This window comes from Corynebacterium cystitidis (assembly GCF_900187295.1).
Lineage (GTDB): Bacteria > Actinomycetota > Actinomycetes > Mycobacteriales > Mycobacteriaceae > Corynebacterium > Corynebacterium cystitidis.
In genome coordinates, this window is sequence record NZ_LT906473.1 from 1,828,507 (window position 1) to 1,843,751 (window position 15,245).

15 protein-coding genes are annotated in these 15,245 nt (G+C 59.5%); 5 read left to right on the forward strand and 10 right to left on the reverse strand.

The features are described 5' to 3' along the window. Positions 1–27: 27 nt before the first annotated feature. From CKV99_RS08615 to CKV99_RS08625, 3 genes are all read right to left on the reverse strand, one after another. Positions 28–645, reverse strand: coding sequence for a dTMP kinase (locus CKV99_RS08615; RefSeq protein WP_092255849.1), 618 nt, complete (start codon positions 643–645; stop codon positions 28–30). Positions 646–660: 15 nt separating this feature from the next. Then, entirely contained in the window at positions 661–2,118 is a 1,458-nt protein-coding gene (gene ahcY / locus CKV99_RS08620; RefSeq protein ID WP_092255852.1) for an adenosylhomocysteinase, read from the reverse strand. A 179-nt stretch (positions 2,119–2,297) separates the two neighbouring features. Beyond that, positions 2,298–2,651 carry a DUF4259 domain-containing protein gene (locus tag CKV99_RS08625; RefSeq protein ID WP_092255854.1) on the reverse strand — a complete coding sequence of 118 codons (354 nt, stop codon included), beginning with the start codon at positions 2,649–2,651 and terminating at the stop codon, positions 2,298–2,300. A 311-nt stretch (positions 2,652–2,962) separates the two neighbouring features. Here CKV99_RS08625 and CKV99_RS08630 point away from each other — a divergent pair, with 311 nt between their 5' ends. Further along, positions 2,963–3,841 (forward strand): hypothetical protein, encoded by an 879-nt coding sequence (locus CKV99_RS08630; RefSeq protein WP_092255857.1) that lies wholly within the window; start codon positions 2,963–2,965, stop codon positions 3,839–3,841. Here CKV99_RS08630 and manA read toward each other — a convergent pair. From manA to CKV99_RS08650, 4 genes are read right to left on the reverse strand one after another with little or no spacing between them, the layout of a single operon-like run. Next, positions 3,826–4,995 (reverse strand): mannose-6-phosphate isomerase, class I, encoded by a 1,170-nt coding sequence (gene manA / locus CKV99_RS08635; RefSeq protein WP_092255860.1) that lies wholly within the window; start codon positions 4,993–4,995, stop codon positions 3,826–3,828. The genes CKV99_RS08630 and manA overlap by 16 nt on opposite strands. Before the next feature lie 40 nt (positions 4,996–5,035). Next, the gene (locus CKV99_RS08640; protein ID WP_092256717.1) at positions 5,036–6,049 is read right to left on the reverse strand and encodes a hypothetical protein; all 1,014 of its coding nucleotides are present in this window, start codon (positions 6,047–6,049) and stop codon (positions 5,036–5,038) included. Positions 6,050–6,060: 11 nt separating this feature from the next. Beyond that, positions 6,061–7,440, reverse strand: coding sequence for a phosphomannomutase/phosphoglucomutase (locus tag CKV99_RS08645; protein ID WP_092255863.1), 1,380 nt, complete (start codon positions 7,438–7,440; stop codon positions 6,061–6,063). 58 nt (positions 7,441–7,498) lie between these two features. Continuing rightward, positions 7,499–7,984 (reverse strand): DUF3499 domain-containing protein, encoded by a 486-nt coding sequence (locus CKV99_RS08650; RefSeq protein ID WP_092255868.1) that lies wholly within the window; start codon positions 7,982–7,984, stop codon positions 7,499–7,501. A gap of 94 nt (positions 7,985–8,078) precedes the next feature. On the opposite strand from CKV99_RS08650, the gene CKV99_RS08655 reads away from it, so the two are divergent. Continuing rightward, positions 8,079–8,591 (forward strand): metallopeptidase family protein, encoded by a 513-nt coding sequence (locus CKV99_RS08655; RefSeq protein WP_177178079.1) that lies wholly within the window; start codon positions 8,079–8,081, stop codon positions 8,589–8,591. Between the two features lie 41 nt (positions 8,592–8,632). Here the strand turns inward: CKV99_RS08655 and CKV99_RS08660 are convergent, their stop codons facing one another. The 3 genes from CKV99_RS08660 to CKV99_RS08670 all read right to left on the reverse strand — a co-directional run bounded on the left by CKV99_RS08660 (position 8,633) and on the right by CKV99_RS08670 (position 11,284). Continuing rightward, positions 8,633–8,923, reverse strand: a complete 291-nt coding sequence (locus CKV99_RS08660; protein WP_408607562.1) for a WhiB family transcriptional regulator — start codon at positions 8,921–8,923, stop codon at positions 8,633–8,635. 317 nt (positions 8,924–9,240) lie between these two features. Continuing rightward, on the reverse strand, positions 9,241–10,320 hold the full coding sequence (gene manB, locus CKV99_RS08665) for a mannose-1-phosphate guanylyltransferase (protein ID WP_092255873.1): 1,080 nt from the start codon (positions 10,318–10,320) through the stop codon (positions 9,241–9,243). A gap of 40 nt (positions 10,321–10,360) precedes the next feature. After that, positions 10,361–11,284, reverse strand: a complete 924-nt coding sequence (locus tag CKV99_RS08670) for a glycosyltransferase family 2 protein (protein WP_092255876.1) — start codon at positions 11,282–11,284, stop codon at positions 10,361–10,363. Between the two features lie 136 nt (positions 11,285–11,420). Here CKV99_RS08670 and CKV99_RS08675 point away from each other — a divergent pair, with 136 nt between their 5' ends. The 3 genes from CKV99_RS08675 (at position 11,421) to CKV99_RS08685 (ending at position 15,220) form a co-directional block, all read left to right on the forward strand. Then, on the forward strand, positions 11,421–12,998 hold the full coding sequence (locus CKV99_RS08675) for an LCP family protein (RefSeq protein WP_092255879.1): 1,578 nt from the start codon (positions 11,421–11,423) through the stop codon (positions 12,996–12,998). 227 nt (positions 12,999–13,225) lie between these two features. Continuing rightward, positions 13,226–13,900: a TIGR03089 family protein gene (locus CKV99_RS08680; protein ID WP_092255881.1), complete on the forward strand. Its 675-nt coding sequence runs from the start codon at positions 13,226–13,228 to the stop codon at positions 13,898–13,900. A 165-nt stretch (positions 13,901–14,065) separates the two neighbouring features. Then, positions 14,066–15,220, forward strand: coding sequence for an HNH endonuclease signature motif containing protein (locus CKV99_RS08685; RefSeq protein WP_143063381.1), 1,155 nt, complete (start codon positions 14,066–14,068; stop codon positions 15,218–15,220). Positions 15,221–15,245 lie beyond the last annotated feature (25 nt).

A 15,245-nucleotide genomic window follows, 5' to 3' on the forward strand; every position in this document is an offset into this window, starting at 1 on the left:
GGCTCCTTCTGAGGTGTTCAGCCCGTTTTATAGTTTTCGGATCTCTTGCAGAATAGCGTCCACAGCGTCAGAGTGCACCCATTGACCCGCCCATTTACTTTCCGCAAGGTACACGTATGCCTCATACGTTGCCTGCTGCAGATCACTGTCGCGCTCGTAACTGTCGCGCGTGCGCGTTACATCCGTCGCCTCCCGCTTCCGCGCGCGTTTCGACGCTTCCTCCGGGGCGGTGGACAGCAGGATCTGCAGCTGTGGTTGTGGCAGCTCGAGGCGGCCGTATTCCAACTGCCCCACCCAGTCGATCACCCCGTAGTCACCGGTGCGAGCCGCCGTGTAAGCAGCATTCGACGCAACATAGCGGTCTAAAAGCAACACGCGATCGTCGCCACGCGCGAACGCGTCCAGCCGATCCTTCGCCCCGGCGCGATCCAGAGCAAACAACGTTGCCATGGCGTAGGCAGAAGCGGTGAGATCGCCCATGCGCCCGTGCAGTGCTTCGTGGGCAAGTTGGGCGTGGATGGAATCGTCGTAACGCGGAAACGACAGGGTGTCCACCTCAGCGAAGTCCTGCGCAAGATCGGTGCGCAGGGCCCGCATGAGAGTATTTTTGCCTGCGCCGTCGATTCCTTCAATCGCGATGATCATGAGTCAGTTGCGCAACTAGTAGCGGTAGTGTTCCGGCTTGTATGGGCCAGCCACATCGACACCGATGTACTCGGCTTGCTCCTTAGTCAGCTCAGTCAAGTTACCGCCGAGCGCTTCGACGTGGACGCGTGCGACCTTCTCATCCAGAATCTTCGGCAGGCGGTAAACCTCGTTATCGTAGTTGTCCGCGTTTTGGAACAGCTCGATCTGCGCGATGGTCTGGTCCGCGAACGAATTCGACATCACAAACGATGGGTGGCCGGTCGCATTACCCAGGTTGAGCAGGCGGCCTTCCGACAGCACAATGATCGAGTTACCACTGGGCAAAGTGAACAAGTCTACCTGCGGCTTGATATTTGTGCGCGACACATCGTCGCGATGGATCAGCGACGCCATGTCGATCTCATTATCAAAGTGGCCGATGTTGCCCAGCACAGCGTGGTCCTTCATCTGCTGCATGTGCTCGAAAGTAATGATGCCTTTGTTGCCGGTCGCGGTAATCACAATGTCGGCCTCGGCGATCGCATCCTCGGTAACTACCACATCGAAGCCATCCATCAAGGCCTGCAGCGCATTGATCGGATCGACCTCGGTTACAGCGACAATCGCGCCCTGGCCGTCGAGTGCTTCAGCCACGCCCTTGCCCACATCACCGTAACCACACACCAGGGCCTTCTTGCCGGCGATCAACATATCTGTGCCGCGGTTCAGGCCATCAATGACGGAGTGACGAGTGCCGTAACGGTTATCAAACTTGGACTTGGTCACCGCGTCATTGACGTTCATCGCTGGGAATGGCAGGGTGCCCTCCTTAGCGAAGTGGTACAGGCGGTGCACACCCGTAGTGGTCTCCTCCGTGACACCCTTGACGGACTCTGCGGTCTTGGTCCACTTGTTACCACCCTCCTCAAGGGTGCGCTTCAGCATGGCGTAGAAAACAACCTGCTCTTCGGAGTCGCCGTCCTGTGGCGATGGCACAGCGCCCGCCTTTTCAAACTCCATACCCTTAATAACGGCCGAGGTAGCGTCGCCACCGTCGTCGAGGATCATGTTTGGGTAAACACCCTCGCCCCAGCTGAAGATCTCGTTGACGCAGTCCCAATACTCCTCAAGGGTCTCACCCTTCCATGCAAACACTGGCACACCCTGCGGGTTGTCTGGAGTACCGTGCTTTCCGACGACGACCGCCGCCGCTGCTGGATCCTCAGTAGAGAAAATATTGCAGGAAGACCAGCGCACCTCTGCTCCCAGCTCGGTGAGCGTCTCGATGAGTACCGCAGTCTGCGTAGTCATGTGGATCGAGCCAGAGATACGTGCGCCCTTTAGTGGCTGTTCGTCAGCATACTCACGGCGCAGGGCCATCAGGCCCGGCATCTCGTGTTCTGCCAGGTCGATCTGCTTGCGACCAACCTCGTAGAGGTTGATATCCGCAATCTTGTAATCGATCTTCTGTGCGCCTGCTGCATGAGCCATATGGGTAAAACTCCTTGACAAAGTAGTGGATAGAAAAGCGTTATTTGAAACACCACCACTCTAGCCCGAAAATTTAACTCCGGGAGATTCACCTTGGGACGGCGCTCAAGCTAACCACGGGCTAACCTTGCCTCACCGCCGGCTCACCAGCGACTGGCAGTCAGGTTTACGCCAGAGTTTTAAGCCAGCGCTTCGAGGAACTGGTCAATGTCGTACTCCGTGTCCACATTTTCCAGTACGGTCACGGCTGCCTCCGCCAGTGCTTCCGAGCCCTCGCCCATCAGCGACCGAATGAACGGATATTCCTCGGCAACCTCGCCTGCGGTAAACGGCGCGCCAGCCCAGATTGCTGCGATCGTCGCAGCTGCCTGCCCGTTGAGCAGTTCGTCCTCGGTTGGGTTGTCCTGGTTGGCTGCCAGCAGGCAGGCATCGTTGACGGATTCGATGATGTCAGCGTCGTCAAGCTCTGCAAGTTCATCGAGAAACTCTACGTTGATGTCTTCCGCAAAGATCTCAGCATCCCACGTGCTCATTATGTGCTCCTCAAATAATAGTCACTAGTGAGTCCGAAAACCGGCTCCCAAAGTTAATACCTACTTGCTTTGGCATAGCTTTGTCCACTGCACGCCCCAGTTCGTCGCATTTTTATCTAGTTTTTATCTAGTTTTTATCTAGTTTCAGCCCAGTTAATGGTCTTTGAAGGCCTGGATCCCCTCAAAGGTGTGTAGTTGAATGGTGTCCTCCATAGAAATGTCTTACTTCTCTGCTACGTTGTTACCTGTTTGTTACGGTATGCAGTAACTCTCACTCTGCACCGCACACACCTCGTAAAGGAAGTCGGATCATGAAGGACCAGAACACGCGAGTCGTGATCTTCACCATTGCTGGCCTTCTCGTGGCTGGCCTCGTCGGATGGCTCATCTGGATCACCGGAAACCCCGGAGGCCCCGGCAACATTGGAGCACTGGCGGGTTCAAGTTCACAAGTATTTGATGCAGGATGGTCCACCCCAGCCGACAATGAGGAAGCTGTGTCCTCCACCGAGGTCACTCATCTTGCCGAGCCTGACCGCACGGCCACCCCCAGCGGACTGATCCCTACGGCTGAAGACACTGCACCGCGCCCACAGGCCGCGCAACCCCGGCCCCAGGACCCGTTTCTACCCCCAAACGCAGTTGTCGACGCCCCACAAGGTCGCGTCGCCCCCACTGTGGTCTATCGGCCCACCAACGTTGTGCCCATAGCCGGTGCCGAGGCCTCCCCCGGTGCGCAACCTGAACCGTCCGCCTCACCTGCGCTTAATGACGACGCTGTGGCCGACTCTCGCGGGCCCCGAGGCCCTGAGCGCCAAGAAAGCCCTGCAACAGCCGTGCCACAAGGTGAACCAGCCGAGCCAACCGTAGTTCCTGAACCAGGACAGGCGCCCGCTGCGCCTGCTGCGCCCGCCGAGCCTGCTGCACCCGCAGTTCCTACAGCGCCCGCGGCACCCGCAGTGCCTGCAGCGCCTACCGAGCAGGTAAGCCCTGCCCCAACGGAGCCGGCGCTACCTGAAGATCAACACTTCGTGCCAGAAACCGACGATGACCCAGCAGAACGGCCTGCCCCAGCGCCCGTCCATCAGGAAAGCCCTAACCCCCACCCCAGCAGTTCCGCATCGTCCGGAAAGCATCTGCCCTTCTGGCAGAAAATCAAAGCAAACCTGGCACGTCAGACTCGGGCATAAAACACCTCGGTGTCGGCCTTGCCAGTAAAGGAGTGCACAGGATCGCTCGCGGGAATCCATGCAGCAGCACCCGGTGTCAACTCCACCTCTCCGCACGTAGCCACCCCGGCGGTACACAACACGATGGCCGGGCCGTCAGTATCCACAGTCAGTCCGGCGTCCCCCAGCTGATGGCGCGACAAAATGAAATCGTCCACACTCACCGGGTACTCGGTCACCCCCTGCGATTCGGCTGTGTCCACCTGAGGTGAGGCCAGCGTCGAAAAGTCCAAGATGCGCACCAACTCCGGCACGTCTACATACTTGCTAGTTAACCCGCCACGAAGCACGTTATCGGAGCTGGCCATAATCTCCACGCCCAACCCGTGCAGGTAGGCATGAAGCTGGCCGGCACGCAGGTGGATCGCCTCGCCTGGCTGCAGCGTCACATGGTTAAGCAGCAAGGCCGCCAACGCACCCACATCATCGGGGTACTGGTGCGTCAACTGAATGAACGTGCGCGCTACCTGCCCAATCCAATCGTCGCGGTCCGTGATCTTCTGGCAGGCGTCCTTGGCGTCGTCGATAAGCGAAATACGTACAGTGCGCGGGATCGTGATCCATGTCGTGAACAGGGCGCGCAGGCTGGCTTCCTCGTGCTCCGGATCGATCATGGTGAGATACCGGTCCAGCGGCCCACATTCCAGCACGCCGAACAGTTCACGTGTCTGGTGTAAGGGGCGAAAACCAGCGAGCGCATCAAACTCAGAAAGTGCAACGATAAGCTCAGGCTTGTGATTCGGATCTTTATAGTTCCGGTTGCCGTCACCCAACGGGATACGCTGCTGATTCTCGGAGGCGAAACCTTCGCGCGCCTGCTCCAGCGACGGATGCGCCTGGAGGCTCAGCGGCTCATCCGCAGCCAGCAGCTTCAACAGGAATGGAAGTTCTTCACCGAACTTATCGACGACACGCCCACCCAACTGCCCCACCGGATCGGCGGCGATAATCTCATCCAGCGTGCGCTGGCCGATCCGCGAAGGGTCGCCGGGGTGCGCACCGTACCACAGCTCTGCTTCTGCGGTGGGCGTCGGTGAAGGAAGTCCACGCAAGTCAGCCAGCATAGTGCGCGAACCCCACGGGTAATTGCGCAGTGCACCCGTTAGTATCTCCATGGATTAGTTTTCCGATCTATGTTCCTCACAATGGCGCGTGTTAGTCGTCGAGCGCCGTGGTAGCAAATGCTCGGGCAATCAGCCGATAAGCCTCAGCAGTGTCCCCCAGCCGCGTCGCCAAGCTGTGTTCTGGGCGTGCATGCGGCCAAGGGGCATCGCCATGGGCCCAAACAATGGTTTTCAACGGTACCAGCCCGCTCGGCCCATCCAGGAATGGGTCATGGAAAATGTCGCCAGCGGCCGGTGGTTGTTCCAACGCGCGGGGTGTTTCATCGGGATGACAATAACCACTTGGCACACCACGCACCGACCACAAGGTGGCCACAAACTCCGCGACGGCCCTGCCATGGCGGTTCAGCCCAGTGTGCAGGATGCGAGAACCCGCAACAAATTCACGCAATTGGCGAGCGGGGTTGACCGTAGCATCCCGCTCAGGTGACACATTAGTAAGTTCCTCATCGATCTCGTCGGCAAGATCCTCAAGCTTCTGCACCACAATCGGTGTAGGTTGTTCCAGCACATCGAGAACCGTCGACACCACGCCGATCGTGCGTGCCGGCGAGGCCCCCACCGCGGTAGGAAGCGCCGGAATAACCAGCGCTGCAGACGGAGTGTCGTCGATAAGCGGGCCCTGCGAAGGCCCAGCAAAAACCACCGTCGCCCCGCGCTGGCCTGCGGAAATGAGATCTCGGGAATAGTCGTCGTTGTCGGCTACATCGCCAACCATCACCACAACATCGAGGGCACCCACATACGAAGGAAGGCTGTCCACCACAAGAACCGGAACCCGCAGCGGTGACCGCAGCTGCACAACACAGCGGGCAGCGGCGCGTGCAATCTGATCAGTTCCAACGACTACGACGCTGCGCGGCCGCATCCCATACAGATCGGCCAGACCCGCGACCGCCGCGACTGCCCGCAGCTGGGCACCTTCGTGGGCGACATCGAAAAACCGGACAGTCTCACGGTCATAATCGCAAGCGCCCTCATAGTAATTAGTGTTGCTGGAAGTGTTCTTCTCGGTGTTCTTCTCGGTGTTCTTCTCGGTGTTCATCGCATCCCACATTAAACATGCTCGCTGCGAATAACACCAAGGATTTCTGCCGATAACGTGTCAACTTCCTCCCGCGTTTCAGCTTCCACATTGAGGCGCAACAACGGCTCAGTATTAGAGGCGCGCACGTTGAACCAAGCTTTTGTATCCTGCAGAGAAACCGTCACCCCATCAAGGCGGTCCACCTCGTCGATACGCGAAGCGAACGCGCCCAACACAGCCTGGGTGGCTGCTTGCTGGTCAGCGACGGTGGAATTAATCTCCCCAGAGGCAACGTAGCGCTCATACCGCGCCATGAGCTCAGACAACGGGCCGTCGAACTCCGCCAGCGCAGCCAACACATGCAAAGCGGCCAACAGGCCAGAGTCCGCGTTGAAAAACTCGGTGAAATAGTAATGGGCGGAATGCTCGCCGCCGAACAGCGCACCGGTGCGCGCCATCTCAGCCTTAATATAAGAGTGGCCCACCCGCGTACGCACAGGAGTACCACCGTTTTCGGCAATGATCTCCGGCACAGCGCGCGAGGTAATCAGGTTATGAATGATCGGCGCACCCGGCTTCGCACCACGCAAGTACCGCTTAGCGACCAGCGCCGTGATCGCCGACGGGCTCACCGGCGCCCCCTTTTCATCCACCACAAAACAACGGTCCGCGTCCCCATCGAAAGCCAAACCAATGTGCGCCCCCTGCTCCACAGTGAATTTCTGCAAATCCACCAAGTTCTTTGGATCCAGCGGGTTCGCCTCATGGTTAGGGAACGTGCCGTCGAGCTCAAAATACAGGTCACGCACATCAAAGTCATATAAAGTGGCCGGCACTGTGAGCCCCGCCATGCCGTTTGCGGCATCGACTGCAACAGTCACACCATGTCCGTCGACGGGCACCAACCCGCGGAGGAATGCTGCGTAATCGTTGAGCACGTCTAGCTTGTCGACGACCCCTTCCGGGCCCGAGTACTCAGCATAAGCAGGGTGTTCGTCGGCAAGCATCTGCGAGATCTCGGCGAGACCAGAGTCTTGGCTCACAGGTGTAGCACCGGCGCGGCACAATTTGATGCCGTTGTACTGCGCCGGGTTGTGGCTGGCGGTAAACATGGCACCGGCGCAGTCAAAGGTGCCGGCGGCGTAATACAGCTCATCGGTAGAGGTCAGGCCTAAGTTGAGGACGTTGAGCCCCTGGGAGGTCGCGCCCTCAGCAAACGCTGTGGCAAGCTCCGGGGAGGACGGGCGCATGTCATATCCGACCGCGATCGTTTTTTCGCCCTCGCCACGCAGAATGTGGGCGAATGCCGCGCCAGTGTCACGAACAAAGTCAGCATCGATGCTTTCCCCGACGACACCACGGACATCATAGGCCTTAATCACTTGGGAGACGGATTCGCTAGAGCGCATGCGGACACACCTGTCTATGGGAGTAGTGAATAAATCAACAGGCTAGTTTACCTTCCGTTTACTCGTTCGGCTGCTCTCCCTCGCCGTGGGCGCAGGCCTCGCCTGGTTCTGCAGGCTCCGGGTCAGGCACCACACACAGGTGAGAACGCCGTGCCTGCTTGTACTGCTCCATGCGCTTGGTGCGGTACACAGGATGCCGCGAGGTGTCGGGGTCGGTGTAGTCATGCTGGCCGGAGTACTCGATGGGGTCTTCGCCAGGTTCCACCAAACCGGTGGTCACGCGCCCAGCTTCGCGAACAGCTTCGGCCAGTGCGGTGATATCCTCATCGTCTTCATCGATATCAATCTGATCAACGCGCAGCATCTCCCACCCTAAAGGTGCCGTGATCCGGCTGGCGTGGGACTCGCAGAGATCCCAGGAATGCGGTTCCGCCACCGGGGCCAGCGGGCCCACAACGGCGGTCGATTCGGAATAGGCGTACGTGAGTGTGGCGACAGCTGGCTTGCCACACCCGGTCCGGCAACAACGACGAAATTTACTCACAGTTCTCAAGTCTAAACCCCAACTTGAGTTTTGTGAACCAGTCTGGCGTGTTTCGCTGTCATCCAGCGACTCTACCGCCCTAAGATAAGGACACATGAGCGCCAATCATCCTCCCGCCGGGCCCAGCGCGCCCGGAGTTCCGGAAGGTCCGCTTCATCTTCGGGTCAGACATGATCGTCATGACCGCGGGCTGCGTGGTCCCCTCCTGCCCGTGGCGGTTCCGCGCTACCGCACGCGTTCATTACGCTTCGACCAAGCGGTGCTCGAAGCATACGCCCCACTCCAGAACGCTTATTTCGACCAACTAGCCGGCGTCGACCTAGCTGTAGACACCGTGCCCCGGATGCGCCTGCGGGCTGATATGACAGTGCTTCCCGACGACATCGTCGCCGATGGCCCTGTCCCTCTTGGCCGCATTCTGCAGGCAGGTGTGGACTCACAGGGCCTACCCACCCGCGCAAGAATAGTTATTTTCCGCGCCCCAGTAGAGCAGCGGTGCACAAACGCATATGAGCGAGCAGAACTCCTCACTTGGATTCTGACCGCTTTGATTGCCAACTATCTAAATGTGTCTCCCGAGGATATTGACTCCGGATTTGAGTACTAACTGCCCGCAGCAGCAACCGTCTGCGACGCGGACTGCAGACGCTAGCCGATCTGCTTCTTCAAACGGCGGCGCTCACGATCTGACAGTCCGCCCCAAATTCCAAAACGTTCGTCATTCTCGAGGGCATACTCGAGACATTCGTCTCGCACAGCGCAAGCTTGGCAAATGCGTTTCGCCTCCCGTGTGGAGCCACCCTTTTCGGGGAAGAAGGCCTCAGGGTCTGTTTGCGCGCACAGCGCCTGATCCTGCCATTCTTGTTCCACAGAGCTGAACAACTCATCAAAAGTCATTTCGCCTGCGACTCCGCCACGGAGAACAGCGTTATGAGCCATGTCTTCCACGCCTGGTCCCTTTCTCCAATGGTTTATTGATCGCCGTGTCTTTCACTTCGACCATGCAGCCCACCATACGCGCCTTCTTGCCACGTGGTGGGCTGTTAGTTACACAGCTGCGATTCAACACGAGGGCCACAAATAGCGTCAACCCCAAAAGCGGGTTAGGGTCGGCTTCTAAGGAAATTCCCAGGTGGATCGCCACTCCAGTCACACAGTTAACAAGCTCTCAGCTTCGGGGGTAACCTCCGGGGGCACTACATATAGTGGTATTGCAACGTCGCGACAACTAGTAGATGAAGATTACGGCGTGTCGCTCACGCATCCGAAGAAAAACGCACCCCAGAATCAGGAATCTCCACACCCGGCCACACACGCATCCCACCAAGCAACTCACAACGAGCACCAATAGAAGCACCCTCACCGATCACACAATCAGCAATCCGCGCGTTCGCACCAATGGTCGCCCCCGCCGCAATAATCGAATTCCTCACCACAGCCCCCGGCTCAACAGTCACACCGTCGAAAAGCACCGAATCGTCGATACGCGAACCCGCACCAACCTCCACGCCACGCCCAACCGCCGTGCCACCAACCAGGATCACTCCCCCAGCAATCCCCGCAGACCTATCCACAAAACTCTCTCCCGTCCTGCCCGCCAACAACGGCGAATACGCAATACCACGCACCAAATCCGAAGAACCCTGCACAAAGTCATCCGGCCGGCCCATATCACGCCAATACGACGTATCCACATGCCCCACCATCGTGGCACCACTTTCCAGCAAATTCGGGAAAGTCTCGCGCTCCACGCTCACCACACGCCCAGCAGGAATCCGCTCGATCACCTCACGCTTAAACACATAGCAACCCGCGTTAATCTGATCGGTCGGCGGGTCCTCCGTCTTCTCCAAAAAGGCCAGCACATTGCCGTCGGCGTCGGTAGGCACGCAGCCAAACGCGCGCGGATCCGCAACGCGCACCAAATGCAACGTCACATCCGCGTCCTTCGCAGTGTGAGTGTGCAAAATCTCACCAAGATTCGCACCGGAAAGAACATCGCCGTTAAACACCATCACGGTGTCGTGGCGAAGCTTGTCGTACACATTGCGGATCCCGCCGCCAGTGCCCAGCGCCTCCTCCTCCACGACATACTCGATCTCTAAACCAAAGTCCGCGCCATCACCAAAGTGATCTTCAAACACCTCGGCCTTAAAAGACGTCGACAACACCACATGGGTCATCCCGGCCTCTTTAATTCGCGCCAAAAGGTGCGCCAAGAACGGAAAGCCCGCCGTGGGCAACATCGGTTTCGGCGTATTCACGGTTAGGGGACGCAGCCTCGTGCCGCGGCCGCCGACGAGGATCACCGCGTCTGTCGATGAAGGATCCGCCATGGTGTACTCAACCTCTCACTTTTATGCTTTTTGTGTTGTCTTATTCTTCACACGCATCAATTCGTGCTGCCCGGCGCGCCTTCACCCCGGCAACCACACCGCGTACTTTCAGCCCAGCCCACAGCAGCGCCCGCAGCGGCGCCTGCCACCAGTTGGGGTGCCGGTCCGCCTGGAACCGGAACGCAGAATTGTGGTGCGCGGGCACCGTCACACGCGAGTGCTTGTTGGCAGCGTGGCCTTGGTCGTGCATGATGCGCGCTGCGGGGCAAAACACGTTATCCCAGCCTGCGCGCGCCAACCGGTCACCGAAATCGATGTCTTCGAGATACATAAAGTAGCGCTCGTCGAACCCGCCCACCTCATCGAACGCGTCCCAGCGCACGGCAAGGCACGCACCCGACAGCCACCCAGCAACACGTTCATCATTCATATTGCCGTCATCGCGGTAGGCGCGCGAAAACGGGTTGGTGGGCCAAATATCGCCGAAAAGGGCATGCCCGATACCTGTGACAAGCGTGGGAACGGCCCGCGCCGACGGGTACACCGATCCGTCTGCTTCCTCGATGCGCGGCCCGGCCGCCCCGGCCCGCGGTCGGCGGTCAAGGCAGGCGGTTAACTCGTCGATGGCGTCCGGTAAGAATTCCACATCCGGGTTGGAGATGATGAAGTAGTCGGGGTTAATTTCGCCGGCACGCCGCTTATCGACGAGCCAGTTCGCGGCCGCATTAATGGCGGCACCGTAGCCGATATTGCCGCCGGTCGGCAAGAATTCGACGCGATCGTCGTCACGCGAGGCCTGCTGCGGTACCCCGTCGGTGGAACCATTGTCCGCCAACACCACATAGGTACCCCTGCCGGTGCTTCGCGTCGCCTGCGGGAGGGACTCCAGGAATGCGCGCAGGTGTCGTCCGGGTGAATACGTCACCGAGACGACTGCGATGGGGGCTGCTTGTAGTTCAGACACAATGGACTTAGCTTACCCACCCGGCCGGCATTCTTGAGGCTACGGATCACCATTTGGTGTACGCGTGTCGTATAATTTGGGCCGATCTCCCCTAAACCCATAATCCACCCGAGAATCCTGAAGGTGAGTGAGGCACGTGAGCCAGTCGTACAGGCAGATTCGCGATATTCAGGCTGCTCCGTCTGCTCAGCGGGATATCACCCAGTCTGGCCCCGTCGTGGTGAAGGTGCTGCTTGCGGTGCTTGCGGTGCTCGTTGTGGCGGTGTCGGCGATCGGCTGGTCTACCGTCGGCAGGCTCGGCAGCGAAATCTCCGCCTCAGAACTCTCGCTGGGCGGTGGCACCGACGCGAAGGGAAAACACGAGGACGGCGCAACCGATATTTTGCTTGTTGGGTCCGACTCGCGCACGGATGCGCAGGGCAATCCGCTTTCCGACGAAGAACTCGCCCGACTGAACGCCGGTGAAGCTGACGGTGAGCGCAATACTGACACGCTCATGGTGATCCGCGTGCCTAACGACGGCTCCAAAGCAACTGCTGTGTCAATCCCGCGCGACACTTATGTCCACACCGAAGATTTTGGCAACCTCAAAATCAATGGTGTGTACGCCGAGTATGCCGCCGCTAAGCGCGCGGAACTTATCGGAAGTGGCGTCACCGAGGACAAGAAGTTGGAGGAGCGTATCGCCGCGGAGGGCCAACAGGGCCTGATCAACGCTGTGGCAGATCTCACCGGCGTGGAGGTTGACCACTACGCCGAGGTGGGTTTACTGGGCTTCGTGTTACTGACCGACGCGATCGGTGGCGTCGAGGTGTGTTTGAACGCGCCTGTTGCTGACGAATTCTCCGGCGCCCACTTTCCTGCTGGCGAGTCCACTTTGAACGGCACCCAGGCGTTGGCTTTCGTGCGGCAGCGCCACGGTCTGCCACGCGGCGACCTGGACCGCATTGTGCGCCAACAGGCGTACATGGCTTCCCTAGTAAACAAGGTCTTAAGCGCCGGGGTGCTCACTAATCCGGCCAAGCTCAACGAGCTCGGCAACGCTGTGGAACGTTCCGTGGTGATCGATCAAGACTGGGACATCTTAAGCTTTGCCAGTGAGCTTGCCAACCTGGCAGGCGGCAATGTCACCTTCACCACCATCCCTGTGACCTCCATTGACGGCATCGGTGACCATGGGGAGTCCATCGTCACCGTTGATGTCGCCGAAGTCCACAACTTCATGGACGAGCTGCTCGCACCCGAGGACCAGCCTGAAGACCCTGCTGCTGGCAGCGAAGTCCCCGCACCCGATGCGCTCTTCAACGGATACTCCGTCCACGTCCTCAATGCCGGCCACACCTCAGGCCAGGCAGGCGGCGTCGGAGCGCTCCTCGAGGAGCAGGGCATCACGGTCGCTGAGGTCACCAACGCAATGGAAGGGATCTACACCTTCAGCCAGGTAGTCGCACTGGATCCTGCCAACCCCGCTGCCATTGAGCTAGCCGGTCGCCTCGGAGGGCTGCCCATCACCTCGAATCAGGGCCTTGATCCGGACTCGCTGATCGTCGTCACGCACGATGATTACATGGGCCCGCAGTCCGTGGCCACCGATGATCTCGGCGAAATCACTGCCCCATCCGCGCCCGTGGGCACCCCGGGCGCCGACTTCGGTCAGACTGAGGCAGCACCCGAAATCACCGCTGGCGGCGACGGCCCGCGCTGCGTGAACTAGATTGCACTAGGTTGAACTAGGTTGCACTAGCCACACCGTTTCAACTCGGCCTTGTTTCAGCTCGGCCCTGTTTAAGCTGGCCCACGGCGACATCCGCGCGCACGTCTCCGGCTGTCGCTGGCTCCAGCGTTGCGTCACTGCACAGATAACCCGGATCAGAGTTTCGAAACCCGCTTCGGTTCCGTCGCCTACTCAATTGGTTATCAGGATTGCCTAGGATGGGGCGCATGAGCATGCTCCAACCCCTCGTGCATAGCGACCCCGCCAGCCCCCGCCTGACCGTCTACGACGAAGCCACCGGCGCCCGCCAAGAATTCTCGGGTGTCACCTTAGACAATTGGGCCAACAAGATCGCCAACATGCTGGTCGACGAGTTCGACGCCACCGCCGACACCACCATCATCATCGACATGCCGGTCAGCTGGCAGGCAGCCGTGATCGGGATCGGGACCTTCGCGGCGGCGTTGACGCCAGTTTTCACTAGGCTTTCGGGCACGCTTGACGACGACTCCCCCGAGCTCGTATTCACCACTGTTGACGGGTTTGAACGCTGGCCAGACGCCGACGACGTCGTCGTAGTATCCAACGACCCATTCGGGCGTGGCGTCGAAGAGTCTGGTGGCCAGCTCCCCTTCGGTACCGTCGATTTTGGTCCGACAGTGCGGTTCTACGGCGACCACTACTTTGGCGAGTCCTGCGACCTGAGCGAGTTTGCCGAGGACTCAGTCGGCCCCGAGCGCTGGCTGGTCACCAACTGGTCGTCGACAAGCGACTTCCAGACGAAAGTGCTAGCGCCACTGGCCGCGGGCGGGTCCGTCGTGGTTGTGGCCGGCATGGCGTCCGCCGACCGGCTCGACACCATCGCCGAAACGGAAAAGGTTACCGCCCGCAAGTTTTCCTAACGCAGCCCGAAGCGAGGCGCGGATTTTACACGGGTTTATGCGACTCGCAACCGTTGTTGCGTGCGTCACTGTTTTTCTGTGGATAACTTTGTTGTTTTCCACAGATTTCGGACATCTGCAAAACATGCCACGCGGGCGCTCGTGAACCGCTTTAGCGTTGCAGCCATGAACACTTTAGAGACATTCGCTTCCGCCTGGACAGGCATTATGGGCGTACTCGCAGAGGCAGCATCATGCAGCCTCAAAGAGTTATACGCGCTGGGCCTGGATTCCAAAACAGCGAAACAACTAGACCGCTATGCTCAGATATACTTCCGCGCAAAGTCCGCCCCGCACAAGCAAGAAACAGCGCGGGCGGCCGCCGAAGCAGCAGGCCACACATTAGCAACACTCGGTGACATTGAACGGCTTGTCGGTCGCGTGCCCGCGAAACACCACTGGGACATGCGCATCGAGCTGTGCCAGGTGTGGCCAAATACGCGCGCACTGGAAGACCGAGCAGCTGAATTGCAGCAGGAGTACGGGGCTGCCCCACAAGCAGAACCAAAACAGCGAGTGTCGCACCGGGCGGTACCGGACTCTGACCTGACCGACCTCACCTTGCGCGCCCCGTCCCACCTAGTCAAAGCGGCCCTCGATAGTGCAGAGGGGGTAGAAAACATGCACGCTGCCGAGGCGATCCTGCGCGCCGCGACGTCTTCTGAAGGCCTCGACGGCCCCGAGATCACCCCGGCGCTAATCATTCCGGTCGGCGACTCGGTGGAGTCTTGGCGCCGCATCTCGGGCGGCGAAGTCGAGCTTTCGCTGACCAACGGCACCGTCCTCAACGGCAAAGACGTGGCACGCCAACATCTGTCGCGCCTCGGGCTGGTGTTGCTTATCGACGAATACTCCGGGGAACCTGTCGAGTTGTACCGATTCCGCGACGTTGACGGTGCGCGCGACGCCCGCGACCCCAAACGCCACCTCAACCGCAAAGAAAGCCAAATCCAGGCGCTACTAACCCCGGTCTGTGCCGGTATCGGCTGCAACATAGGTGCCGACGACTGCCAAAATCACCACATCGAAGCCCACAAGCACGGCGGGCCCACCACGTTGGGAAACAGCACGAAACTGTGTGGCTTCCACAACGGGCGCAACGACGATGACCGCAACAAACCCAAGTACGGCCACATCGAAAAGATCGACGGGCTTGATTATTGGGTGCCCGCCTTCGGTGGCCGTCCACGCCTGAACCAGCACCGGGCGGCGAAAGGTGGGGCGCTGCGCGCGGTACGGGCCATGAAGAAGGCCATGGGGAAGGCGATGCAGAAGGCATAGCAAGCAACGCCCACCACGGAGTCGT

What these genes read in the sequence shown, in the direction of transcription:
- CKV99_RS08680 (WP_092255881.1), top strand. Translation starts at nt 13,226, where the DNA reads ATGAGCATGCTCCAACCCCTCGTGCATAGCGACCCCGCCAGCCCCCGC.
- manB (WP_092255873.1), bottom strand. Translation starts at nt 10,320, where the DNA reads ATGGCGGATCCTTCATCGACAGACGCGGTGATCCTCGTCGGCGGCCGC.
- manA (WP_092255860.1), bottom strand. Translation starts at nt 4,995, where the DNA reads ATGGAGATACTAACGGGTGCACTGCGCAATTACCCGTGGGGTTCGCGC.
- CKV99_RS08660 (WP_408607562.1), bottom strand. Translation starts at nt 8,923, where the DNA reads ATGGCTCATAACGCTGTTCTCCGTGGCGGAGTCGCAGGCGAAATGACT.
- CKV99_RS08640 (WP_092256717.1), bottom strand. Translation starts at nt 6,049, where the DNA reads ATGAACACCGAGAAGAACACCGAGAAGAACACCGAGAAGAACACTTCC.
- CKV99_RS08645 (WP_092255863.1), bottom strand. Translation starts at nt 7,440, where the DNA reads ATGCGCTCTAGCGAATCCGTCTCCCAAGTGATTAAGGCCTATGATGTC.
- CKV99_RS08625 (WP_092255854.1), bottom strand. Translation starts at nt 2,651, where the DNA reads ATGAGCACGTGGGATGCTGAGATCTTTGCGGAAGACATCAACGTAGAG.
- ahcY (WP_092255852.1), bottom strand. Translation starts at nt 2,118, where the DNA reads ATGGCTCATGCAGCAGGCGCACAGAAGATCGATTACAAGATTGCGGAT.
- CKV99_RS08630 (WP_092255857.1), top strand. Translation starts at nt 2,963, where the DNA reads ATGAAGGACCAGAACACGCGAGTCGTGATCTTCACCATTGCTGGCCTT.
- CKV99_RS08685 (WP_143063381.1), top strand. Translation starts at nt 14,066, where the DNA reads ATGAACACTTTAGAGACATTCGCTTCCGCCTGGACAGGCATTATGGGC.
- CKV99_RS08615 (WP_092255849.1), bottom strand. Translation starts at nt 645, where the DNA reads ATGATCATCGCGATTGAAGGAATCGACGGCGCAGGCAAAAATACTCTC.
- CKV99_RS08655 (WP_177178079.1), top strand. Translation starts at nt 8,079, where the DNA reads ATGAGCGCCAATCATCCTCCCGCCGGGCCCAGCGCGCCCGGAGTTCCG.